18 protein-coding genes are annotated in these 22125 nt (G+C 62.1%); 7 read left to right on the top strand and 11 right to left on the bottom strand.

All coding sequences use genetic code 11. From position 1 onward, the window contains the following. Positions 1–406 precede the first annotated feature (406 nt). Positions 407–1729, top strand: a complete 1323-nt coding sequence (locus KW825_RS11045; protein ID WP_218329235.1) for a YjiH family protein — start codon at positions 407–409, stop codon at positions 1727–1729. A gap of 88 nt (positions 1730–1817) precedes the next feature. Here the strand turns inward: KW825_RS11045 and KW825_RS11040 are convergent, their stop codons facing one another. Continuing rightward, positions 1818–2684 (bottom strand): pirin family protein, encoded by an 867-nt coding sequence (locus tag KW825_RS11040; RefSeq protein WP_218329234.1) that lies wholly within the window; start codon positions 2682–2684, stop codon positions 1818–1820. A 118-nt stretch (positions 2685–2802) separates the two neighbouring features. Between KW825_RS11040 and KW825_RS11035 the strand changes: the two genes are divergently transcribed. After that, positions 2803–3711 (top strand): LysR family transcriptional regulator, encoded by a 909-nt coding sequence (locus KW825_RS11035; RefSeq protein ID WP_218329233.1) that lies wholly within the window; start codon positions 2803–2805, stop codon positions 3709–3711. A 501-nt stretch (positions 3712–4212) separates the two neighbouring features. Then, entirely contained in the window at positions 4213–5367 is a 1155-nt protein-coding gene (locus tag KW825_RS11030; RefSeq protein ID WP_218329232.1) for a serine protease, read from the top strand. A gap of 119 nt (positions 5368–5486) precedes the next feature. On the opposite strand, the gene KW825_RS11025 is transcribed toward KW825_RS11030, so the two are convergent. The 4 genes from KW825_RS11025 to KW825_RS11010 all read right to left on the bottom strand — a co-directional run bounded on the left by KW825_RS11025 (position 5487) and on the right by KW825_RS11010 (position 9780). Continuing rightward, the gene (locus KW825_RS11025; RefSeq protein WP_042654799.1) at positions 5487–5816 is read right to left on the bottom strand and encodes a YbaB/EbfC family nucleoid-associated protein; all 330 of its coding nucleotides are present in this window, start codon (positions 5814–5816) and stop codon (positions 5487–5489) included. A 115-nt stretch (positions 5817–5931) separates the two neighbouring features. Beyond that, entirely contained in the window at positions 5932–8541 is a 2610-nt protein-coding gene (dnaX, locus tag KW825_RS11020; RefSeq protein ID WP_218329231.1) for a DNA polymerase III subunit gamma/tau, read from the bottom strand. A 182-nt stretch (positions 8542–8723) separates the two neighbouring features. After that, entirely contained in the window at positions 8724–9269 is a 546-nt protein-coding gene (gene apt / locus KW825_RS11015) for an adenine phosphoribosyltransferase (protein WP_042654801.1), read from the bottom strand. Positions 9270–9402: 133 nt separating this feature from the next. Beyond that, positions 9403–9780, bottom strand: coding sequence for a YbaN family protein (locus tag KW825_RS11010; RefSeq protein ID WP_218329230.1), 378 nt, complete (start codon positions 9778–9780; stop codon positions 9403–9405). A gap of 233 nt (positions 9781–10013) precedes the next feature. Between KW825_RS11010 and dusC the strand changes: the two genes are divergently transcribed. Continuing rightward, positions 10014–10958 (top strand): tRNA dihydrouridine(16) synthase DusC, encoded by a 945-nt coding sequence (gene dusC / locus KW825_RS11005; protein WP_218329229.1) that lies wholly within the window; start codon positions 10014–10016, stop codon positions 10956–10958. Positions 10959–11054: 96 nt separating this feature from the next. Beyond that, entirely contained in the window at positions 11055–11423 is a 369-nt protein-coding gene (locus KW825_RS11000) for an RNA polymerase-binding protein DksA (protein ID WP_042654804.1), read from the top strand. A 276-nt stretch (positions 11424–11699) separates the two neighbouring features. Here KW825_RS11000 and KW825_RS10995 read toward each other — a convergent pair whose 3' ends face one another. Continuing rightward, a complete protein-coding gene (locus KW825_RS10995) occupies positions 11700–12356 on the bottom strand; it encodes a response regulator transcription factor (protein WP_218329228.1) in 657 nt (218 codons plus the stop codon). A 186-nt stretch (positions 12357–12542) separates the two neighbouring features. On the opposite strand from KW825_RS10995, the gene KW825_RS10990 reads away from it, so the two are divergent. Both KW825_RS10990 and KW825_RS10985 read left to right on the top strand, forming a co-directional pair. Then, positions 12543–12836, top strand: coding sequence for a PilZ domain-containing protein (locus KW825_RS10990; protein ID WP_218329227.1), 294 nt, complete (start codon positions 12543–12545; stop codon positions 12834–12836). A gap of 80 nt (positions 12837–12916) precedes the next feature. Further along, positions 12917–16726: an S-layer family protein gene (locus KW825_RS10985; RefSeq protein ID WP_218329226.1), complete on the top strand. Its 3810-nt coding sequence runs from the start codon at positions 12917–12919 to the stop codon at positions 16724–16726. A 140-nt stretch (positions 16727–16866) separates the two neighbouring features. On the opposite strand, the gene rnd is transcribed toward KW825_RS10985, so the two are convergent. From rnd to tsaB, 5 genes are all read right to left on the bottom strand, one after another. After that, positions 16867–17979 (bottom strand): ribonuclease D, encoded by a 1113-nt coding sequence (gene rnd, locus KW825_RS10980; RefSeq protein WP_218291450.1) that lies wholly within the window; start codon positions 17977–17979, stop codon positions 16867–16869. Positions 17980–18063: 84 nt separating this feature from the next. Next, the gene (gene fadD / locus KW825_RS10975) at positions 18064–19740 is read right to left on the bottom strand and encodes a long-chain-fatty-acid--CoA ligase FadD (RefSeq protein WP_371315806.1); all 1677 of its coding nucleotides are present in this window, start codon (positions 19738–19740) and stop codon (positions 18064–18066) included. A gap of 198 nt (positions 19741–19938) precedes the next feature. After that, entirely contained in the window at positions 19939–20781 is an 843-nt protein-coding gene (locus KW825_RS10970; RefSeq protein WP_371315804.1) for an alpha/beta fold hydrolase, read from the bottom strand. 2 nt (positions 20782–20783) lie between these two features. Further along, positions 20784–21299, bottom strand: a complete 516-nt coding sequence (locus KW825_RS10965; RefSeq protein WP_042654810.1) for a Slp family lipoprotein — start codon at positions 21297–21299, stop codon at positions 20784–20786. Between the two features lie 48 nt (positions 21300–21347). Continuing rightward, positions 21348–22061, bottom strand: coding sequence for a tRNA (adenosine(37)-N6)-threonylcarbamoyltransferase complex dimerization subunit type 1 TsaB (gene tsaB, locus KW825_RS10960; protein ID WP_218329223.1), 714 nt, complete (start codon positions 22059–22061; stop codon positions 21348–21350). Between the last annotated feature and the right edge of the window lie 64 nt (positions 22062–22125).

The raw sequence follows: 22125 nt of genomic DNA, 5'->3' as shown, positions 1-22125 counted from the left end.
ACTCTGCAATGGGAAACACGAAAAGTAGTCAAATGAACAAAGGTTTTATGACCAATCCATAAATAGTAATGAGAAAAGTCTCTATGAATGAAGGGGCAGGGAATTTTTAAATCCAAGCTAATGTTTCATATTGCTTTTGTCGTTATACCACAGGTTTGTCCCGCACACTTTTCCAGGCACTGCGCATTACCCTCCCCCGGCAGCCATTTTTTCTCCTCCTGCTGCACCCTGGGCCTCCACCCCTGCCTCCCCCTGCCAACAACAATCAAACCTCATACGAGACCCAAATTAACCAAATGTTGCATCTTTGTTTATTTATTGCTTCCCTTTCGGCCTTGGATGGATATTGTATATACAATTTCACACCACAGAAGGAGTTGCCCCATGGAGATCACAAGGAGGACAAATGGAACCTGAGCAGGTACTCACGGCGCCCGTCAAACCGGGGGTAGGCATCAAGCTGCTGGCGACCAGTGTGTTGGGCATCGCCATCTTTTTCGTGCCCTTTGAGCTGGCGGGACGCAGCACCATACTGGTGGATCACCTGGCCGGATTCCTGATGGTGCAGCGTCCCCTCGCCCTGGGGCTGATCCTGCTGCTGATCGCCTATGGCGCCATCACGCCCCTGCTGGACGGCCGCTGGCGGGCCCGCCCCATCGACCGGCTGCTGAGTCTGTTCAAGCTGCTCGGGCTGGTGCTGGCCGTCATGTATGTGGCCGGCGTGGGGCCTGCCTGGCTGATGACCCCGGATCGGCTGCCCTTCCTGTTCGACAAGCTGGCCATGTCGGTGGGCCTCATCGTCCCCATCGGCGCCATGGCCCTCACCTTCCTGCTCGGCTTCGGTCTGCTCGAGTTTATCGGGGTGCTGATGCAACCCGTGATGCGGCCGCTCTGGCGCACACCGGGACACTCCGCCATCGATGCGGTCGCCTCCTTCGTCGGCAGCTATTCGGTTGGTCTGCTCATCACCAACCGGGTCTTCCTGGCGGGCAAATACACGGTGCGGGAGGCCGTCATCATCGCGACCGGCTTCTCCACGGTGTCGGCCGCCTTCATGATCATCGTGGCCAAGACCCTCAACCTGATGGAGCACTGGAACTTCTACTTCTGGTCCACCCTGGTGATCACCTTCGTCATCACCGCCATCCTGGCGCGGGTGCCCCCCATCTCCGGCATGGCGCACCACGGCGAGACCGATGAACCCCTGCCCGCCGGCAAGAGCCGCTGGCAAGCCGCGCTGGATTCGGGGCTGACCCAGGCCAACCAGGCGGACCCCGTGCTGCGCCAGCTCAAGGACAACCTCAAGGATGGCCTCTACATGGCAGCCGCCGTGGTGCCCACCATCTTGTCGGTCGGCCTGCTCGGGCTGTTGCTGGCGCAACACACGCCGCTGTTCGATCTGCTTGGCTGGCTGCTGTGGCCTCTGACCTGGCTGCTGGATCTGGGCGAACCGCTGACCACGGCCAGGGCGCTCGCGGCGGGGCTGGCGGAGATGTTCCTGCCCGCCATCCTGCTCAAGGACGCCGATCTGCTGGTGCGCTATGTCGCGGCCGTGGTGTCGGTGAGCTCGGTGCTGTTCTTCTCCGCCTCCATCCCCTGCGTCCTGGCCACCAAGATCCCGGTGAGCGTGGGCCAGCTGGTGATGATCTGGCTGCTGCGCACCCTGCTCGGCATCATACTGGCCGCGCTCTGTGGCCGGCTGGCAATGACGCTGGGCTGGCTGAGCTAGTCCCCCGTTACCACCAGTCAGAAACAAACAAAGCGCCATCAGGCGCTTTGTTTGTTTTATCCGGCGACATCAAGCACGCCGCTGAGGATCAATGGGCGATATTGGCGAAGCGTCCGCTGTTGAAGTCATCGATCGCCTGAGTGATCTCCTCCTGCGAGTTCATGACGAAGGGGCCATAGCCCACGATCGGCTCATCGATGGGTTCACCGCTGAGCAGCAACAGCACGGCTCCCTCGCGGGTCTCAAGCTGGACGTCACTGCCGCGGGGATCCAGCAGCACCAGCTGTGCCTCGCCCGCCTCCTCCTGACCATTGATGCGCACCGATCCCTTGAGCACCACTATGGCCGTGTTCCAGCCATCAACCGCGGGGAGCAGCAGGCTGGCCCCGGCCTTGAGCCGCAGATCCCAGACGTTCATGGGCGAGAAGGTGCGGGCGGGCCCCTGCCGACCGGCGTAGTCGCCCGCGATGAGGCGCACGCTACCCGCCCCGTCGGGCAAGGCGACCTCGGGGATGCTGTCGCTGCGGATGGCCTGATAGCCCGGTGCCGACATCTTGTCCCTGGCGGGCAGGTTGACCCAGAGCTGTACCATGTCAAGGGTACCGCCCGCACGGGTGAAGGCCTCCGAGTGGAACTCCTCGTGCATGATGCCGGCGGCGGCGCTCATCCACTGCACGTCGCCTGGGCCGATCACGCCGCCCTGCCCGGTCGAGTCGCGGTGGGCGACCTCCCCCTCATAGACGATGGTGACCGTCTCGAAGCCGCGGTGTGGATGCTGACCCACGCCACGGGCATGGTCGCCGGGCTCGAATTCCGCCGGCCCGGCCCTGTCCAGCAACAGGAAGGGGCTGAGCGCCTTGCCGTGGCTGTGGTACGAGAACAACGAACGGACCGGGAAACCGTCGCCAACCCAGTGTTGGCGAGGTGCACTGTAGATACCGATAACTTTTTTCATGATGCTCTCCAAGGTTGCCGCTCCGAGATGGTGGCGTTGGATACAGTCTGCATATAGAACGATATTCGCGGTAGGCGTATTATTTGACGTCAGAGTCCTATTTTGTGAACGATAAGCGATGCAACAAGACCTCAACGATCTCTATTACTACGTCCAGGTGGTGGATCACGGCGGCTTTGCCCAGGCCGGCAGGGCGCTCGGCATGCCCAAATCCAAGCTCAGTCGCCGCATCGCCATGCTGGAGGAGCGGCTGGGGGTGCGGCTCATCCAGCGCTCGACCCGCAGCTTCACGGTCACCGAGCTGGGCCAGGCATATTATGCCCGCTGCCGCGCCGTGCTGGTCGAGGCCGAGGCGGCCCAGGCCGTAATTGAATCCACTCATCAGGCGCCTTGCGGCCTGGTGCGGCTCTCCTGTCCGCTCGACCTGCAGCATGCCCATGTCGGCAGCATGCTGGTGGCGTTTGCCCTGCAGTATCCCAGCGTCAGCGTGCAACTGATCGGGGTGAACCGGGCGGTCGACGTGGTGGCCGAGGGGCTGGACATGGCGATAAGGGTGCGGCCGCTGCCGCTGGAAGACAGCGATCTGGCCATGCGGGTGCTGGGCCATGCGAACCAGTACCTGGTCGCCAGCCCCGCCCTGCTAGCACAACATGGGGTGCCACGGGCCCCCGCCGATCTGCTGTCCTGGCCCAGCCTGGGGCACGGGCCCAGCATAGAGGGTCATCACTGGACGCTGCAGGGACCGGAAGGGGCACAGGTGAAGCAGCATCACAGCCCCCGTTTTGTGGCGACCGACATGCAGACCCTGCGCCAGGGGGCGATCGACGGCGTGGGAGTGGTGCAGTTGCCCGCCATGATGGTACGGGAGCCCCTGGCGGACGGCCGGCTCATCCGGCTGCTGCCGGAGTGGGCCCCTCGCCGGGAGGTCATCCACGCCGTCTTCCCCTCGCGCCGTGGACTCTTGCCCTCAGTTCGCGCCCTGATCGACCATCTGGTCGACTGCTTCAGGCCGCTGGAGGAAGAGTAGGACCAGGATAAATGCCCACCCTTCTCTATCTGGGCCAGCGCGGCCCTCGCCAGGAGAGACTGGGAACTGGGCGGCTGGCCACCCTTACCCCACGTCCTCCCGCCACGCCGGCACTCCTGCGCTCACCCTTATATGGCGATCTTGGCCCGGCGCGGACAACGCCCACCCGAGCGGTGAATTGATATAGTTCAGAATAATAAGCGGCTGGCCAGAGTAACCAATATCCCTGCGGGCTGAAATTGCCATGCAATATATATAAGCATCATTTTCAGAACATTTTATACACTATCAATGACAGCATCATTGAATGAATAAACAAATATTTAAAACCACCGCACCGATCACGATATTCAAATGACCCACCGCTGTATCATTTAATACATTAGCAGATTCATTATTAATAACAAAAGAGACAATAATATGCTCGATACCAGCATGAAGACATTATCGCTGACCATGTTGTCATTATTTGCATCCGTCGCCCATGGGCAACCAACAGCGGTGCCACGTATTCTCGGCGGGGCCACCACCCCGGCGCCCAGCTGGATGGTGGCCATCGGCAACGACAGCGACGGTCAGTGGCGCAATTACTGTGGCGGCACCCTGATTGCCAAGGACTGGGTGCTCACCGCCGCCCACTGTCTGGAAGAGGCCAAGCTCGACGGCATGCAGGTGGCCATCGGGGTGAGCGATCTCAGCAAGCCTCACTCGCGCATCAGGGTCGATCAGATCATCATGCATGACACTTATCTCAGCGGCTTTATCAGAAATATCGGTACCGGCCATATGGAGGCCGACTCGGATATCGCGCTGCTGCACCTGAGCACCACCAGCAAAAATAACACCCTGCCCATTTCCGCCAAGGAGATGCCCGCGGATTATAATAACGGCTCTCGTTTTTCGGCCTGGGGATATGGCGGAATTAATCCAGACGCCAGCCTCACCAGCCCGCAATTACTGAGAGTCGAGCTGGCATTTCAGGGGTTCAGGGATCGCTGGATGTATGACAATACCCAGACTCATATCTTCGCCGGTAATATAGCCGGGCAGGATACCTGCCGGGGTGACAGTGGCGGTCCCCTCACCGACCAGAGCGGCCTCGTCGGCATTACCAGCTATGGCAGTCAACGCTGCGGCCTGGGACAGCCAGGGGGCTATACCTTCGCACCCCTGTTCAGAGACTGGCTGGCCGAGAAGATGAACGCCGTCAGCCTCACCAGCCATCAACTGGTTGCCCTGCCCGCCGGCCAGCACAGCTGGGTCAGCTATACGGTGCTCAACGGATCGGCCGAGGCGATCACCCTGAACGGCGCCACCACCGACGCCCCGGCCATGCGAAACGAGTGCCCGTCCGTGCTGGCGGCAGGCGAGCAATGCCGCATCAAGCTGCGCTTCGATGCGAACTTCACGCCGGACACCTATCAGCTCTACCGGTTGAGACTCAACGCCATCCAACCCAATGGGGCCAGCCAGCGTCTCGATGCAAGCCTCATCGCCGTCACCACCCCGCGACGCGAGACCGATGCGGCCATCGCCGGCGGTTCCTCGTCCGGCACTGAGTCGCACAACGCCTCGACCACCTCATCCGGTGGCGGCGGCAGCATAGGGCTGCTCGGCCTCCTGTTGTTGCCGCTGGCATGGCGCCGCAGAGCCTGAGTTCCCCCACAGTTACCAAACGCTGATCAATAAAAAGGCCAGAGCATGGCTCTGGCCTTTTTCATTCTGGTTCCCCTCGAGCCGCAAGATAGCGCGGTCGCAAGGGTGAACCCACTGGCTTAGAACGGCATCTTGAAGCCCGGGGGCAGTTGCATGCCACCGGTCAGCTCGCCCATCTTGCTCTTGTTCTGCTCTTCCACCCGGCGAACGGCATCGTTCACGGCGGCGGCGACCAGATCCTCGATCATCTCCTTGTCATCTTCCATCAGACTCGGATCGATCTCGATGCGGCGCACGCTGTGGCTGCCGGCCATGGTGACCTTGACCATGCCAGCACCGGCTTCACCGACTACTTCCATCTGGGCAAGCTGCTCCTGCATCTTCTGCATGCGCTCTTGCATCTGTTGGGCCTGTTTCATCAGGTTACCCATTCCACCTTTACCAAACATAGGTCGTCTCTCGTCTTGAAATCCGGCATCCAGCGCCGGGCTGTGGGTTTGTCTGTCCTGAATATGGGGACAGCCACGCTGCGTTTCAACCGGGAGCGGGCTCCCGGCATGGGATTTAGCGACTCAGCGGCTCAATGCTCTCTGGGTGGAGCACGGCCCCGAATCGCTGTTGTAGAAATTGTACGTTGGGATCCTCGGCCAGATCCCGGCTCACCTGCTCACGCACCCCCAGATAGAGGCGGTGCTCGATCTCGAGCGGGGTCTCCCGCGCCGGATCCGTGCCCAGCGTCACCTCGACGCGCACAGACTCTCCAAGCTCTGGGCCTATGATCTCGGCCAGGTCGGCAAGGGCCCGATCGCTGACCAGATGGCGCTGCTCGGGTTTGAGGATAAGCGATACCCGCTCCCCCTGCCGGGTCATCACCGAGTTGATCGCCAGCTGGCGCAGCCGGCCACCGACCCCGGTGCGGGCGATGAGCTCGGCCCAGGGATCGCCGCAGTTGACCAGCAGGGAGGATGGAATAAGCCTGGCGACCTCCTCCCCCTCCTCCGGCTGGGCTTCGCTCTCCAGCTCATCCCAGTCGATGGTTTCCATCAGGGGTGCCGCTGGCTGCAATTCGCTTTGCTCGGCGGCGGGCACCGGCATCGGCGCTACTGCCGGCGCGACAGAGGTGGGCGTGTCAATTTTCGTAGCGAGCACCCCATCCAGATCCCAGGGGGGCAGATCGTCCGGGTTGGGACGCGCCCTTTGCGGGGCAGTCTGTGCCTGGCTGGGGACCGCCCGAGCCATTGGTGGAGGGGCCACCGGCGCTATCGTGGGGGCAGTGGCAACGCCGTCACCAAAGCCCTGGCTCAGGTACTCCTCGTAATCGTTGCCGCCGTCCTCATAGGCATCGAGCGGCGGCAGCTCATCATAGTCCATCTGGGCCGCAGCATAGGCAGGCACTGGAGCCGCAGGCTGCCTGGCAGCGGCGGCCGGAGTCGCCGGTTGCACCTCGGGGCGCTGGGGCGCCACCGGCTTGGTCGGTGCCACCCGAGGGGCTGTGGCCGTCGCCCCGGGCTCAGCCCGCAGCCGGCTGCGCAGCAGGTTGCGCTTGCCCAGCAGGCTCTGCATGCTGGAAGCCGCCGACGGGGCGGCCTCCAGCGCCGGAGTGACGGCCAGGGGCTCCGGGGCGATCGCCGGCAGAGGCTCATCATTCGATGGCTCTGGCTGAGGCGGCTCCATCGGCGCCGCGTCATCGGTAGCCACCAAGGCATGAGCCTGGTCGAGTGACTCGGGCCTGGCCGCCGGCGCCTCATACCCCATCCGCTGCGCCTCGTGCAGCAGCTCGTCCTGCTCGGCAAACAGTTGCGCACTCGGCTCATCGTCGAGGCTGTCCTGCTCGCTGGCATCGACCGCGGCGGCCGTGACGGCGGGTGTTTCTTCCATGGCCGCGGCCTGCGCCGCTACGGCGACCGGGGCGCTAGTCGGCGCAGCCGGTCGGACCGGCGTGGCGATGGCCTGGTTCGGGGCTGGCTCAGCCCCGTGGGGCTTTCCCAAGGGGGCCGGTGTGGCCTCCCTCCCTGCGGCAGGCATGGCCACAGGGAGTCCTGCCATGGACGGGGGCAAGGCCGTCAGGTTGGCGGGATGCAGCGGCTCACGGCGCGGCGAGAACGCCAGCATCCGCAAACAGGTCATCTCGAGGGCGGTACGGCCATCCGGCGCCCAGGGCAGATCCTTGCGTCCCCCCAGCACTATCTGGTAGCAGAGCTGCACCTCTTCCGGGCTCATGGCGCCCGCCAGCTGCAGCAAAGCATCGGCATCCGCCCCCTGCTCCTGCACGCTGGCAGGCAACAGCTGCGCCATGGCGACGCGATGGAGCAGGGCTTCCAGCTCGGCGTGGAGCTGGTCGAAATCCGGGCCCAGGGTGGCGATCTCGGTGATCTTGGCCATGGTGGCCGGGGCATCCTGGCGCAGGATGGCCTCCAGCAACTGGTGCAGATGATGGTGGTCGAGCGTGCCCAGCATGGTCAGCACGCTGTCGAGGCGCACGCTGCCGTTGCCATGGGCCAGCGCCTGATCGGTCAGGCTCAGGGCATCGCGCATGCTGCCATCGGCCGCCTTGGCCAGGGCCAGCAGGGCCCGCGGCTCGAACGGCTGGCCCTCCTGATCCAGCACCCACTCCAGCTGTTTGGCGATCTGGCTCTGATCCAGACTCTTCAGATGGAACTGCAGGCAGCGGGAGAGGATGGTGATGGGCAGCTTCTGCGGATCCGTGGTGGCCAGCAGGAACTTCACATAGGGGGGCGGCTCTTCCAGGGTCTTCAGCAGCGCGTTGAAGCTGTGCCGGGACAGCATGTGCACCTCGTCGATGAGGTAGACCTTGAAGCGGCCGCGGGCCGGGCGGTACTGCACGTTGTCCAGCAGCTCGCGGGTGTCTTCCACCTTGGTGCGCGACGCCGCATCGATTTCCAGCAGATCGACGAAGTTGCCCTGATCGATCTCGCGGCAGGTATCGCATACGCCACACGGGTGGCTGCTGATCCCCTGCTCGCAGTTGAGGCTCTTGGCCAGAATGCGGGCAATGGTGGTCTTGCCGACCCCACGGGTGCCACTGAGCAGATAGGCGTGATGCAGCCGTCCCTGATCCAGGGCATTGGTCAAGGCAGTCAGCACATGTTGCTGGCCAACCACTTGTTCAAACGTATGGGGGCGCCATTTACGCGCCAGAACCTGATAGCTCATAGATCTCGATGCTGGGAAAACGAGGCATTGAGGCAGGATGCTAACACAAATGCAGGGCGGGCTGTATCGGCTATCGGCCGCTTGGGGAGGGATCGCTTGATTTTCAAACCGGTGCCCATGGGGCACCGGTTTGGGGGCGAACGGCAGACGGACGAAGCCTGCACGTCACGCGGGCATAAGCCTTACTCGCCGGCCAGTTCGACCAGCGAAACCACCTTGATGCCGGCCGCCGTCAGGCGGGCATCGCCCCCCAGGGAAGGCAGGGAGATGATGAAGGCCGCATCGGCTACCTCACCACCGGCACGGCGGATGAGCTTGACGGTCGCATCGACGGTGCCGCCGGTGGCCAGCAGATCGTCGACCACCAGCACCTTGTCACCGGGCACTATGGCGTCGGTGTGCAGTTGCAGGGTGTCGGTACCGTATTCGAGGGCATAGGACTCCTCGATCACGGCGCGGGGCAGCTTGCCCGGCTTGCGCACCGGCACAAAGCCCAGGCCCATGGCGAAGGCGACAGGCGCACCGAAGATGAAACCGCGGGCCTCGGTGCCGACGATCTTGGTGATCCCTTGATCACGATAATGCGCAGCCAGCAGATCTATGGTGGCCTTGAAGGCCTCGGCGTTCTCGATCAGGCTGGTGATGTCGCGAAACAGTATGCCCGGCTTCGGATAGTCGGGGATGGTCTTGATGCTCGCTTCGATAAATTTCAGGGTATCCGGATTCATTATTTGACCGCTTATTTTTTTGAGCCCTGATGTGGCGTCTCTTGCGATGCCGCCAGTGGGCAATAAAAAGGCCCGTCATGCAAAAAATGACAGGCCGACTCCATAGCATTATTGCCGCAATAGCTTAGGGATTTCACTTCTCCATTGCAACTGGCTCCAGCACCGGCAGGCGCATTAACCAGGTGAGCAGGATCACCATTATGGCAACCAGCAGCAGGCGCACCCAGGGCATGGGTACCACCAGCAGCGACACCGAGAAGGAGAGCAGAATGAAGATGATGGCGCGGCGCCGGGCATGACGACGAATGCCACGATACTGCTGCCAGTCGACGATGGGCGGCCCGAACCAGGGGTGAGCCAGCAGCCAGCGATGGAAACGGGGGGACGAGCGGGCAAACAGCGCCGCCGCCAGCAACATGAATGGCGTGGTCGGCAGCAGGGGCAAGACGATTCCGACTATGCCCGTGGCAAATGCTGCCCAGCCAAGGACCATCAGACACCAACGCTTCATTCGTACTCCTTTTCAGTGCATCTTCGCCTAGCCTAGCAGAGTTGCCCCAGACGCCGACAGCGTCTCCTTCTTCTCTCTTTTCCCTGTTTTGGACGGAGCGCTATCTCCTCGCCCCCATACCATCTGTCTTTGGCCGATCTCCCCTGCCCCCACCGTGGGCAAAAGGCTGACAGCTTCACCTATTCCCTCTACAATCTGCGCTCTTTTTTCTCCCCTTGTCTTCGGAAGCAGCTATGCGCGTTATTTTGGCCCCCATGCAGGGGGTGCTGGATCACCTGATGCGGGAGGTGCTCACCTCCGTCAATGATTACGACCTCTGCGTCAGCGAATTTATCCGGGTCGTCGATCAGCTGCTGCCTGCCAAGGTGTTCTATCGTCTCTGCCCCGAGCTGCGTCAGGATGGCAAGACCCGTGCCGGCACCCCGGTGCGGGTGCAGTTGCTGGGCCAGCACCCCGAATGGTTGGCAGAGAACGCGGTGCGCGCCATCGAGCTCGGCTCCCCCGGGGTCGATCTCAACTTTGGCTGCCCTGCCCCCACGGTGAACAAGAGCAAGGGCGGCGCCGTCTTGCTCAAAGAGCCCGAGACCATCTATCGCATCGTCAAGGCAGTGCGCGAGGCGGTGCCCGCCCATCTGCCGGTGAGCGCCAAGATCCGCCTCGGTTACGATGACAAGGAGCTCTACCTGGACAATGCCCATGCGGTCCATCAGGCAGGGGCCGACGAGCTGGCGGTGCACGCCCGCACCAAGCGCGAAGGCTACAAGGCACCGGCGCACTGGGAGTACGTGGATGCCATCCGCCGCGCCCTGCCCATTCCGGTGACCGCCAATGGCGAGATCTGGCACCATGCCGACGCGCTCGCCTGCGCCAGGGTCTCCGGCTGTGATGCCCTGATGGTGGGGCGCGGCGCCATCTCCCTGCCCAATCTGGCCAACGTGATGAAGACCGGCTGTGCCCACATGAGCTGGGCCGAGGTGCTGCAGCTGATGGTGGGTTATACCGAGCAGGATCTGGCGAGCGAGAAGGCCGACTACTACCCCAGCCGGATCAAGCAGTGGTTCAGCTACCTCAAGCGTGAATACCCCCAGGCCGACCTGCTGTTTCGGGATATTCGTCTGCACAAGGAGACGGGACCTATCCGGGAAGCATTGCTGCAAGCCGCGAAAACTGTGAGCTAACCGACCTTTACTTGACTCATGTCATCTTGATAAACCACTCGATTCCCTATACTGACCGAGTTTTATAACTCGTCTGTGGGGGCTGTTGTGTGTGAAATGACGCAAGCCCAGTTGGCCGAATGGCGTGAGCGCCTGCAGGCCGACTGGGCGCATGTAAGAGAAGAACTGATAGGTCAGCTCAAGGCCTGTCGGCGTGATGAATGGGCGGAGAAGGTGGATCATTGTGAGCATGATCAGCTGGTGGAGTTGACCAGTCGCCTCGACTTGCCGAAGGTAGAGCAGAGCGTGGCGCACCTCAAGCGGCTCGACGCGGCGCTGTGCCAGATGGACCTTGGCCTCTATGGCCTCTGCTCCGATTGTGAGGAGCCGCTGGCCATTGCCCAGCTCGAGCAGGATCCAACCCTGCAACGCTGTCCCCGCTGTGAGACCCGCTATCGCAAGGGATTCCACGCCCACGAACTCTGATAAGGGTGCACCTCAGTGCATCCTCTCTTCCTGATTGACCAACATATCCCACCGTTAACCGCAGCCTGACTGCCGAGCATGATGAAACCGCGCCTGCGGCCTCTTCATCACGCCAGGATCATCCCCTCCCCGCCTGTCCGAACAGCGCTGCTGGGGCTGGCAATGGCTGCGCCTTGCTCGGGGTCCTTGGCGGTGGGCTAATCAGGGGTAAAATCGGTGCCTCCCAGCCACCAAGCTTGAGGATACCGCCTCGCCATCCTGGGCCGGGCGGCTCTGTCATCCGGTCAGGGCATGCTTCTGCGCGTAGGCATACAAGCCCACCCGGTTACGTACCCCCAGCTTGGCGTAGATGGAGGTCAGGTGGTTGCGCAAGGTGTGTTCGCTGATGTTGAGGCGCTCCGCAATCTCCAGGGTGCTCGCATCCAATCCCAGGGTGATGGCGGCTATGGTCTGCTTCTCCTTACGGGTCAGCCGTGCGATCTTCTCCTGCTCGGCATGGCTGGCGCCCTGCTCCCTGACGACCGCCATCAGGATGCGTTCCGTCGCGGCGCGATCGACCCAATACTCTCCCCCATGCACCTTCTGGATGGCCTTGCACAACACCTCGATCGGCTCGTGCTTGCTGATGGCACCACAGGCCCCGGCCAATACCGCCCTATCCTGTAACTCGAACTCATTGCGGGTGGAGAGGGTCAGTACCCGTACGTTCGAACCGGACAGCAAGGCGGGGATCTGCTCGATGCCATGGCGGCCATCCAGATCGAGCAATGCGACATAGCGCTTGTCACTGTCGATCCACTGGGCCACCTCGGAGGCATGCGCCACCGAGGCGATGAGTTCCATCTGCTCTGGCTGCGCGGCGATCATCTCTCGCAGGCCCCATGCCACGATCGGCAAGTCGCAGATCAAGATGACGTTGACTCTGGTATCCATACCCTGGCTCCTCTACCGCCGACGGCGGCGTTGCAAGCAATCCCCTCGCGTTATGGCTGCTTTTCCCCCTTCTCAAACTAGTCGAAATGTCCTGCTTTTGTCCTAAATCGAACGACTCTTTTTCCCGGATAAATAGGCCAGATTTTTCCATTTTTCGGCCCCCTCTTCTGGCCTAGGCTAAATCCCATGACAAACACATCGAACGGCAACGCACGTCGAGATGAACGCGTCCAGGTGGTGATGCCAATACGGCTCGCAGGCCAGAGCGGCTTCACCAGGGACATCAGCGTCGGCGGCTTCTATCTGGAAGTGGACGACACCGACATTCATGACGGTGAAGTCTGCTTCGAGCTCGATCTGGGGGCGGCGCACAGGACCATGAAGATGCAGTGCCGTGGCCAGGTGGTGCGAACGGAACGTATCGGCGGCCTGATAGGCGTCGCCGTAAAGATCAGGGAATTGCAACTGTTGGTGAATTAGGTTTTCGAGTCGTCGAAACACGCCGTTCGGACGGATAGCCAACGAGGTTGTTTTTTATCATAGGTTCAAGGAGAGCAGACATGGCCACCACAACGACCAGCAGCGGAACCGTTACCTCATTCTCTAACAGTCCCCAAGCCAAGGATGACACTTTCACTACAGGCCTCATCGACGGGCTGAGCGGGAGTCTCATCACCGAAGATCTCGTGGGCGTCGTCTATCTGGATGTCATGGCCAACGATCTGGGCGGCAACGCGAAGACGCTCTGGTCACTGGACAACGCGGAGAGTTTGTCCGCCACCACCAAGAGCTATGCTCCCACCGATCTCCTCACCCAGGACACCGCCAGATTTGAAGGCGTCAGCAATGACACCAGCCTGAATGGCGCCAGGATCTGGATCACCATGGATGGCAAGGTCGGCTACGATGCCGGCACGCTGTCGACAACGTTCAAAAACGCCCTGCAGGCGCTCTCGGCAGGCCAGACGCTGAGCGACACCTTCACCTATTCGATCCGCCTCGGGAATGGCACCCTGAGCTGGGCCACCGCGCAGGTCTCCTTTGCCGGCAGCAACGATGCGGCGGTCATCACCGGCTCCAGCACCGCCAGCCTGACCGAGACCAACTCCGCCCAGAGCACCAGCGGCAACCTCGACGCCAGCGACGTGGACAGCTCCGCCGCCTTCATCGTCCAGACCAACGTGGCTGGCATCAATGGTTATGGCACCTTCAGCATCGATGCCAGCGGCGCCTGGACCTACACCATGAACGGCGCCCATGACGAGTTCGTAGGGGGCGTCGACTATACCGACTCGATCACCGTGGCCACCGCCGACGGCACCAGCCGGGTGTTGACGGTGACGATGCACGGCAGCAACGACGCCGCCATCATCACCGGCTCCAGCACCGCCAGCCTGACCGAGACCAATGCCGCCCAGAGCACCGGGGGCAACCTAGACGCCAGCGACGTGGACAGCTCCGCCGCCTTCGTCGTCCAGACCAACGTGGCTGGCATCAATGGTTATGGCACCTTCAGCATCGATGCCAGCGGCGCCTGGATCTACACCATGAGCAGCGCCCACGACGAGTTTGTGGGGGGCGTCGACTACACCGACTCGATCACCGTGGCCACCGCCGACGGCACCAGCCGGGTGCTGACGGTGACGATGCACGGCACCAACGATGCCGCCATCATCACCGGATCCAGTACCGCCAGCCTGACCGAGACTAACGCCACCCAGAGCACCGGCGGCAACCTCGACGCCAGCGACGTGGACAGCTCCGCGGCCTTTGTCGTCCAGACCAACGTGGTTGGTAGCAACAACTATGGCACCTTCAGCATCGATGCCAGCGGCGCCTGGACCTACACCATGAACGCCGCCCACGACGAGTTCGTGGGGGGCGTCGACTACACCGACTCGATCACAGTGGCCACCGCCGACGGCACCAGCCGGGTGTTGACGGTGACGATGCACGGCAGCAACGATGCGGCGGTCATCACCGGCTCCAGCACCGCTGGCCTGACCGAGACCAACGCCGCCCAGAGCACCGGTGGCAACCTCGACGCCAGCGACGTGGACAGCTCCGCGGCCTTTGTCGTCCAGACCAACGTGGCCGGTAGCAACGGTTATGGCACCTTCAGCATCGATGCCAGCGGCGCCTGGAGCTACACCATGAACGGTGCCCACGACGAGTTCGTGGGGGGCGTCGACTACACCGACTCGATCACCGTGGCCACCGCCGACGGCACCAGCCGGGTGTTGACGGTGACGATGCACGGCAGCAACGACGCCGCCATCATCACCGGCTCCAGCACCGCTGGCCTGACCGAAACCAATGCCGCCCAGAGTACCGGCGGCAACCTCGACGCCAGCGACGTGGACAGCTCCAACGCCTTCGTCGTCCAGACCAACGTGGCCGGCGGCAACGGCTATGGCACCTTCAGCATCGACGATACCGGTGCCTGGACCTACACCATGAACGGCGCCCACGACGAGTTCGCGGCCAGGCAGGACTACACCGATTCGATCACCGTGGCCACCGCCGACGGCACCAGCCGGGTGCTGACGGTGACGATGCACGGCACCAACGATGCCGCCATCATCACCGGCTCCAGCACCGCTGGCCTGACCGAGACCAATGCGGCGCTGAGCACCAGCGGCACCCTGACCAGCGACGACGTCGACAATCCCGACAATGCCTTTAACGCCAGCACCACCCTGGGCACCATAGGCAACTTCGCCATCGACGCTGCTGGCGCCTGGACCTTCACTGCCAACGGCGCGTTCGATCAACTGAATGTCGACGACTCCGTCTCCGAGACCTATCAGGTCACCAGCGTCGACGGTACCCCCAGTACAGTGAAGATCACCATCACCGGCGCCAACGATGGTCCGGTGGCCGTGGTTGACACCGCCGCCGGTACCGAAAATCAGACCCTGACCATAGACGTATTGGGCAATGATACCGACATCGACGACGACCATGCGTTCACGATCAACAGCGTCAATGCGCCATCCGACAAGGGCACCGCCAGCATCCTGGACAACAAGGTGGTGTTCAATCCGGGCACGGCTTTCGACCATCTGGCGCAAGGTGTGCAAGAGCTGGTGACACTCAGCTATTCAATGCAAGACGAGCACGGGGCGACCTCAACCAGCACGATAGACATCACTATCACCGGCAGCAACGATGCTGCGGTGATTGCCGGCGTTGCGACGGGCAACGTTCAGGAAGACACCAACGTCGTCGGCGGCCTGCTGAATACCAGTGGTTCACTGACTGTCAGCGATGCGGATACCGGTCAATCAGGCTTCCTGGCCCAGCCAACGGTGGCTGGAATCTACGGTACCTTCACCCTCACGGCGACGGGCAACTGGACCTACTCGGTGAACAACAGTCTGGCGGTGATCCAGGCCTTGGGCACCGGGCAATCGCTGCTCGACAGCTTCGTCGCCCACTCACTCGACGGCAGCGATTCGCAGTCGGTACAGGTGACCATACTGGGGCTGAACGACAACACCGCACTCACCGGCACGACGGGTAACAACAATTATGACTTCAGCGCCACGGGCAGCGGGGTCTATACGATCACCGATCCGGGTGGTAACAACGATGCGATCCGGATCACCGGGGACAACAGCAAGCTGACCACGCTGAATTTCGAGCGATCCGGTAACGATTTGCTGATCGATGTCGGCAGCCAGGACATCACAGTACTCAACCATTACGGTGCATCAGGCAATGCGGTCGACAATATTACCTTCGCCGCCGGACAGAGCTATTTCGGTTATGCACTGGCCGGTACCTACAGCATCTTCTCCGGCAGCAGCTTTGACGCCGGCAACGGCAGCAGTAACGATGTGGTCGCCGGCACCTCCGGCAACCAGACCATAGACGGCGGCGGCGGGGCCAGCGGCCGGGACCTGTTGTTTGGCAATGCGGGCAACGACACGCTGTCCGGGCAGAACGACGACGACTTGCTGATCGGCGGTGGCGGCAACGACATTCTGAGCGGCAGCGATGGCAACGATCTGCTGATCGGTGGCACTGGCAGCGATTCTCTCACCGGCGGTGCAGGCGCCGACCGCTTCGTGTTCGCCGAAGCGGACCCGCTCAACCTGGACACGGTACTCGACTACAGCTTCAGCCAGGGTGACAGCCTCGATCTGTCGACGCTGCTCGACAGCAATTTCGTCAGCGGTAGCCAGGTCTCCGACTTCGTCCAGGTGGCGCAAACCGGCAGCAACATCAGGGTACAGGTGGATACAAACGGCAGCGCCGGTGGGGCCAACTTCGTCGACGTGGCGACCCTGAGCGGCTATGGCACCAGCGGGGCCGACCTGATACGCACCTACTTTGAGGGTGCCGAACATCAGTTGAGTGCCTGATCTGTCACGGCGAAGAACATGCGCTCTTCGCCCTTTCCCCTTGCCGATGACATGCCGCCAGCATGGTAACAAAAGAGCCCCAAGTGTCATTCACACTTGGGGCTCTCTTCATGACTCAGCGCCGATCAGGCAACCAGAGCTTATTGCGCCAGCAGGTGACCCACCAGCTCATGGCGCCAGCCTTGCAGCAGCATGGGCTTGTCGGCGCGGGCGCGCTCCTCCTCGCTCATACGCCAGCTCCAGGTGAAGTACTGGTGGATGATCTTCTTGCTGGCCACCAGCTCAGGCGGGATGTTGCTGGCCTTGGCCTTCTCTTCCACCATGGCCTTGATGCGCTTGAGCTCGGCCTTGTACTGGGGGAAATCCACCAGCCGGCGAATGGGCTCTGGCCAGCTCGAAGGATCGCTCTGCTGGGCCGAGGCGACGATATCCAGCATCCGCTTGCCGTGGATCTTGATCTCGATGGGGGCCAGCCCCAGCTCGTTGAGGTCGCGCAGGGAGGTCGGGCGACGCTCGGCCACCTTGAACAGGTGCAGCTCCTTCACCACGAAGTTGAGGGCCAGATCCCGGCGCACCGCCTCTTTCTGGCGCCAGGCGGCCAGCTCACGCAGGATGGCGAGTTCACGCCGCCCCAGCTGCCAGGCGTTGATGATCTCGAGATAGGCCTGCATGGGATCGCTGCCCTGGGTCTTGCGGGCGGAGTGGTTCTGGCACTCCTGCTCGAACCAGGCGAACTTGCCGCTCTCGTGCAGTCTGGCCATCACCTTCTCGTAGAGTGGCATCAGGTAGAACACATCCGCCGCCGCGTATTCAAGCTGACGCTCGGTGAGCGGGCGGGCCAGCCAGTCGGTGCGGGCCTGATCCTTCTCCAGCTCCACCCCGAGGAACTCCTTGACCAGGGCGCCGAAGCCCACCGAGACGCCGTGCCCCAGGAAGGCCGTCGCCAGCTGGGTGTCGTGCATCCGGTTGGGCAGATGGCCCGCCTGATGCTGGATGAGCTCCAGATCTTCACCCGAGGCGTGCAGTATGGCGATCTGCCCTGCCCGGCCGAGCCGTTGCCACAGGCCGGACAGCTCCAGAGTCAGCGGATCCAGCAGGGCCAGCCGCTCGCCATCGTAGATCTGGAACAGGCCGAGCTGGGGATAATAGGTACGGGTGCGAACGAATTCGGTATCGATGGCCAGGGGAACGTCGGCCAGGGAAGCGAGATACTGTTCCAGTTCGGCTTGCTGTGAAATGAGTTGATATTGCATCTTTGCCTGCACGTTGGTCGGGGCCCAAAAAAGAAAAAACCGTGGCATGACCCACGGTTTTGCATGACATCAGCTGTCTGCCCGTTACTGCTTGGCAATCTCCTCGTCGCGCAGCACGCGGCGCAGGATCTTGCCCACATTGGTCTTGGGAAGTTCGTCACGAAATTCTACCAGTTTCGGCACCTTATAGGCAGTCAGATGTGTGCGGCAGTGGGCAATAATCTCGTCTTCCTGCAGTTTTGCATCTTTCTTGACCACGAAGATCTTCACCAGCTCGCCGGAAACCTTGTGGGGCACGCCGACGGCGGCCACTTCCAGCACCTTGGGATGCAGCGCCACCACGTCTTCTATCTCGTTCGGATAGACGTTGAAGCCAGAGACCAGGATCATGTCCTTCTTGCGATCGACGATCTTGAAGAAGCCCTGCTCGTCACACACGGCGATGTCACCGGTGCAGAGCCAGCCATCCTGCATCACCTCGGCAGTGGCCTCCGGTCGCTGCCAGTAGCCAGTCATCACCTGGGGGCCGCGCACCTGCATCTCGCCAGGGGCGCCGAGCTCGGTGATCACCTGGCCGGCATCGTCCACCAGACGGATGTCGGTGGAGCAGACCGGCAGACCGATGGAGCCGTTATAGTCCACCAGATCGTAGGGACAGACGCTCACCAGCGGCGAGCATTCGGTCAGGCCATAGCCTTCCAGCAGCGGGGTATCGGTCAGCCCCTTCCACTGCTCGGCCACCGCCCGTTGCACCGCCATGCCGCCGCCTATGGTCAGCTTCAGCCCGGAGAAGTCCATGCTCTGGAATTCCCCGTTGTTGACCAGGGCGTTGAACAGGGTGTTGACCCCGGTGATGCAGGTGAAGGGGTACTTTCTGATCTCTTTGACGAAGCCCGGGATGTCGCGCGGATTGCTGATGAGCAGGTTGTTACCCCCCAGGCGCATGAACAGCAGGCAGTTTACGGTCAGCGCGAACACGTGGTAGAGCGGCAGCGCGGTCACCACGAACTCCTTGCCCCGCTCCAGCACGGGACCATAGACCCCGAGGCACTGCTCGACGTTGGCGATCAGGTTGCGGTGAGTCAGCATTGCGCCCTTAGAGAGGCCTGTGGTGCCGCCGGTGTATTGCAGGAAGGCGATATCCAGGTTGCTGATCTCGGGCTTGATGTATTGCAGGTAGCGCCCCTTGGCCAGTGCCTGGCGCATGGTGCTGGCGTGCGGCAGGTTGTATTTGGGCACCAGCTTCTTGACGTACTTCACCACGAAGTTGACCAGGGAGCCCTTGGCCAGCCCCAGGTTGTCCCCCATGCGGGTCAAGATCACGTGCTTGACCGGGGTGTCGTGCACCACCTTTTCCAGGGTATGGGCGAAGTTGGAGACGATGACGATGGCCTTGGCGCCGGAGTCCTTGAGCTGATGCTCCAGCTCGCGCGGGGTGTAGAGCGGGTTGACGTTGACCACCGTCATGCCGGCCCGCAGTATGCCGAACACGGCGATGGGATACTGCAACAGGTTCGGCATCATCACCGCCACCCGATCGCCCTTGCCGAGCTTGAGCTCGTTTTGCAGATAGGCGGCAAAGGCACGGGACTGCTCCTCCAGCCGACGATAGGTGATGGTCTGCCCCATGTTGACGAAGGCGGGCTGATCGGCAAACTGGCTCACCGACTCTTCAAACATCTCGACCAGAGAGCCGTATTGGTCTGGATTGATCTCGGCGGGAACCCCTTCCGGATAACGCTTCAGCCAGACTTTGTCCACGAACTTCTCCTGCATAACTAGCACCTGTGCGCTCACTGTGTTGCCTCCGTCCCTGTTCACATCCATTTCAATCAGCTGTTTTAAGCTCATGCTCTAATGCCGCACATAGTTACATAAGGCAACATCGATTAACAGCAAATTAACAAGGTGAAAGTGTGAGGGAGAAAGCAAACCTGGAATGATGTAAAGCCGCTGATTCTAACGGCTCTGGCAGAATTTTTCGATATAAACGGCGGTTTGGACTGAATTTTCCATGTGGAAATGGTGATTTCCTGCCACCACCGCCATCTCTATCTGCCCGAAGGCCCTCGCCCGCAGCTGCCACTGCTCGACAAGCGTCGCAAAGCCCTGCTCCCCCCGGATGAACAGCACCGGGCAGGCGATGGCCCGGATCAGCGCCTGGGCCTGGCCCTCGCTCATGCGCAGCGGCGACAGATCCCGCAGCCGCGGATCGCTGCGCCAATGCCAGCGCCCGTCCCGCGCCATCAGCTGCCGCTCGCAGATGAGCCGCGCCGCCGTGGCAGAAATATCCGCCACCTTGCAACGGGCGGCCACCGCCTCATCCAGGGAGGAAAAACCATTGGAGGCCCGCTCACGGGTGCGGCTGCGATTCAAGATCGCCTTACGCAACTGCGCCGGCACCGCCTCATCGGGCTGGCTGAGGGGCCCCAGCCCCTCCAGCATGACGAGCCGAGTCACCTGCTCGGGAAAGACCCCCGCATAGGCACTGGCAATGAGCGCCCCGAGGGAATGGCCGAGCAGCATGAAGCGCGACCAGCCGGCGGCCTGACTCAACTGATAAAGATCGTCCAGCCAGTCGACGAAGACATAGGGGGTCGACTTGTGATCCGAGTGGCCGTGCCCCGGCAGATCGACGCAGATCAGATGAAATTCGGCGAGATGAGGGGCAAGGGGCAGGAAGCTGGCGCCGTTGTCGAGCCAGCCGTGCAGGGCGATCAGCAGCGGCTTGCCCTGCTGATCATTGTCCAGCAGAGCGATGTGGCGCCCGTCATCGAGGGTGATGGACCGCTCGCGCATCATCATCAGCGGTAGAAGCGGTGACGCGGCCAGAAGGGATCATAGAAGGGGTCGTAGAAATAGGGATCCATGTAGCGGATCTCCACCTCCTTCACCGGTGGCCACAGCTTGCTGGCGGTCACCTTGAGCACCGAGAAGCGGTACTTGTGGCTGCCGATCTGGCTGTCCACCGGCGCCGCCAGGGTGCCGAGCACCGTCAGACTGCGCCCCTTGGCATACAGGGTCGGATCGACGAAGCCCTTCATGATGGCGAGGAAGCGGCCAGGGCTCTGCTCGGTCTGCTCCGGCACACCGTTGGCCTTGAGCGGCAGGTAGACGACCTCGATGACGCTCTGATCCTGCTCGTTGTGTACCGCCGAGATGACCCCGCTCCAGCGGGCAGGCTTGCCATCCATGCCCTGCAACGCAGGTTGATAGGCCACCAGCTGATCCGCCGGCTCATAGGCCAGCTCCTTGGGCACTGTGCTGCACGCGCTGAGCAGCAGCCCCATCATCCCCAACATGATCGTGCGTTTCATCATTCTCCTCTCCTCATCCGGATCCTAAGGCGACTCGCCCGTGGTCCAATGTTATTCGCGACCCGGCAATTTCTTCCAGGTCACCTTGTCACGCAGATAGACAGGGCTGGCCTGCTCCACCGGCACCGCCTCACCGGCCAGCCAGGCGGCACGCGCCAGCGGCAACATGTCCAGCGCCGCCGGGAAACGCACCTGCTGGCTGATAACCAGCTCCTCGGTCAGCCCATTGAGCTGTTCGCCATAGGTCTCGAACCCTGTGCCCACCGCCAGCCAGCGGCCCGCCAAGACGCCTTCGCCAGTCAGCTCGCTCACCAGCCGGGCCGGATCCCTCACCACCTCCTCGCCCACCAACTGCATGCAGCCTGCCTGCAGCTCATAGCGCCCGAAGTAGACTTCGTTCATGCGCGCATCGATGGCACTGAGCACGCTATCTGCCCCCTCCAGTCGATAGACCCCCTGCGCCATGGCCGCCAGGGTCGAGATGCCGATGAGCGGTACCCCGGCGCCGAAGGCCAGCCCCTGCGCCACGCTGATCCCGATCCGCACTCCGGTGAAGGAGCCGGGACCGCGACCGAAGGCGATGGCATCGAGTTGGTCCAACGATAGTCCGGACTCGTCTAACACAGCCTGAACCATGGGCAAGATTTTACGGGTGTGATCCCGCGGCGCCTCTTCCCAGCGGGAGAACAGCTTGTCGCCCACCAGCAGCGCGGCGGAGCAGGCTTCGGTGGCGGTATCAACGGCCAGGATCTTCAACTCGTTCATGCTTTCTAATCTCTATAAAATCAGTCAATTACATAATCGGCAAGCAACAAATGCTCGGCGGTTG

This window comes from Aeromonas sp. sif2433 (assembly GCF_019218705.1).
Classification (GTDB): Bacteria; Pseudomonadota; Gammaproteobacteria; order Enterobacterales; family Aeromonadaceae; genus Aeromonas; species Aeromonas encheleia.
This window is presented reverse-complemented; position numbering and strand designations above follow the sequence as displayed.

Bases quoted from the DNA above. Each gene is read 5' to 3' on its own strand.
- KW825_RS11045 (WP_218329235.1), top strand. From the start codon at position 407: ATGGAACCTGAGCAGGTACTCACGGCGCCCGTCAAACCGGGGGTAGGC.
- KW825_RS11040 (WP_218329234.1), bottom strand. From the start codon at position 2,684: ATGAAAAAAGTTATCGGTATCTACAGTGCACCTCGCCAACACTGGGTT.
- KW825_RS11035 (WP_218329233.1), top strand. From the start codon at position 2,803: ATGCAACAAGACCTCAACGATCTCTATTACTACGTCCAGGTGGTGGAT.
- KW825_RS11025 (WP_042654799.1), bottom strand. From the start codon at position 5,816: ATGTTTGGTAAAGGTGGAATGGGTAACCTGATGAAACAGGCCCAACAG.
- dnaX (WP_218329231.1), bottom strand. From the start codon at position 8,541: ATGAGCTATCAGGTTCTGGCGCGTAAATGGCGCCCCCATACGTTTGAA.
- apt (WP_042654801.1), bottom strand. From the start codon at position 9,269: ATGAATCCGGATACCCTGAAATTTATCGAAGCGAGCATCAAGACCATC.
- KW825_RS11010 (WP_218329230.1), bottom strand. From the start codon at position 9,780: ATGAAGCGTTGGTGTCTGATGGTCCTTGGCTGGGCAGCATTTGCCACG.
- dusC (WP_218329229.1), top strand. From the start codon at position 10,014: ATGCGCGTTATTTTGGCCCCCATGCAGGGGGTGCTGGATCACCTGATG.
- KW825_RS11000 (WP_042654804.1), top strand. From the start codon at position 11,055: ATGACGCAAGCCCAGTTGGCCGAATGGCGTGAGCGCCTGCAGGCCGAC.
- KW825_RS10995 (WP_218329228.1), bottom strand. From the start codon at position 12,356: ATGGATACCAGAGTCAACGTCATCTTGATCTGCGACTTGCCGATCGTG.
- KW825_RS10990 (WP_218329227.1), top strand. From the start codon at position 12,543: ATGACAAACACATCGAACGGCAACGCACGTCGAGATGAACGCGTCCAG.
- KW825_RS10985 (WP_218329226.1), top strand. From the start codon at position 12,917: ATGGCCACCACAACGACCAGCAGCGGAACCGTTACCTCATTCTCTAAC.
- rnd (WP_218291450.1), bottom strand. From the start codon at position 17,979: ATGCAATATCAACTCATTTCACAGCAAGCCGAACTGGAACAGTATCTC.
- KW825_RS10970 (WP_371315804.1), bottom strand. From the start codon at position 20,781: ATGATGCGCGAGCGGTCCATCACCCTCGATGACGGGCGCCACATCGCT.
- KW825_RS10965 (WP_042654810.1), bottom strand. From the start codon at position 21,299: ATGATGAAACGCACGATCATGTTGGGGATGATGGGGCTGCTGCTCAGC.
- tsaB (WP_218329223.1), bottom strand. From the start codon at position 22,061: ATGAACGAGTTGAAGATCCTGGCCGTTGATACCGCCACCGAAGCCTGC.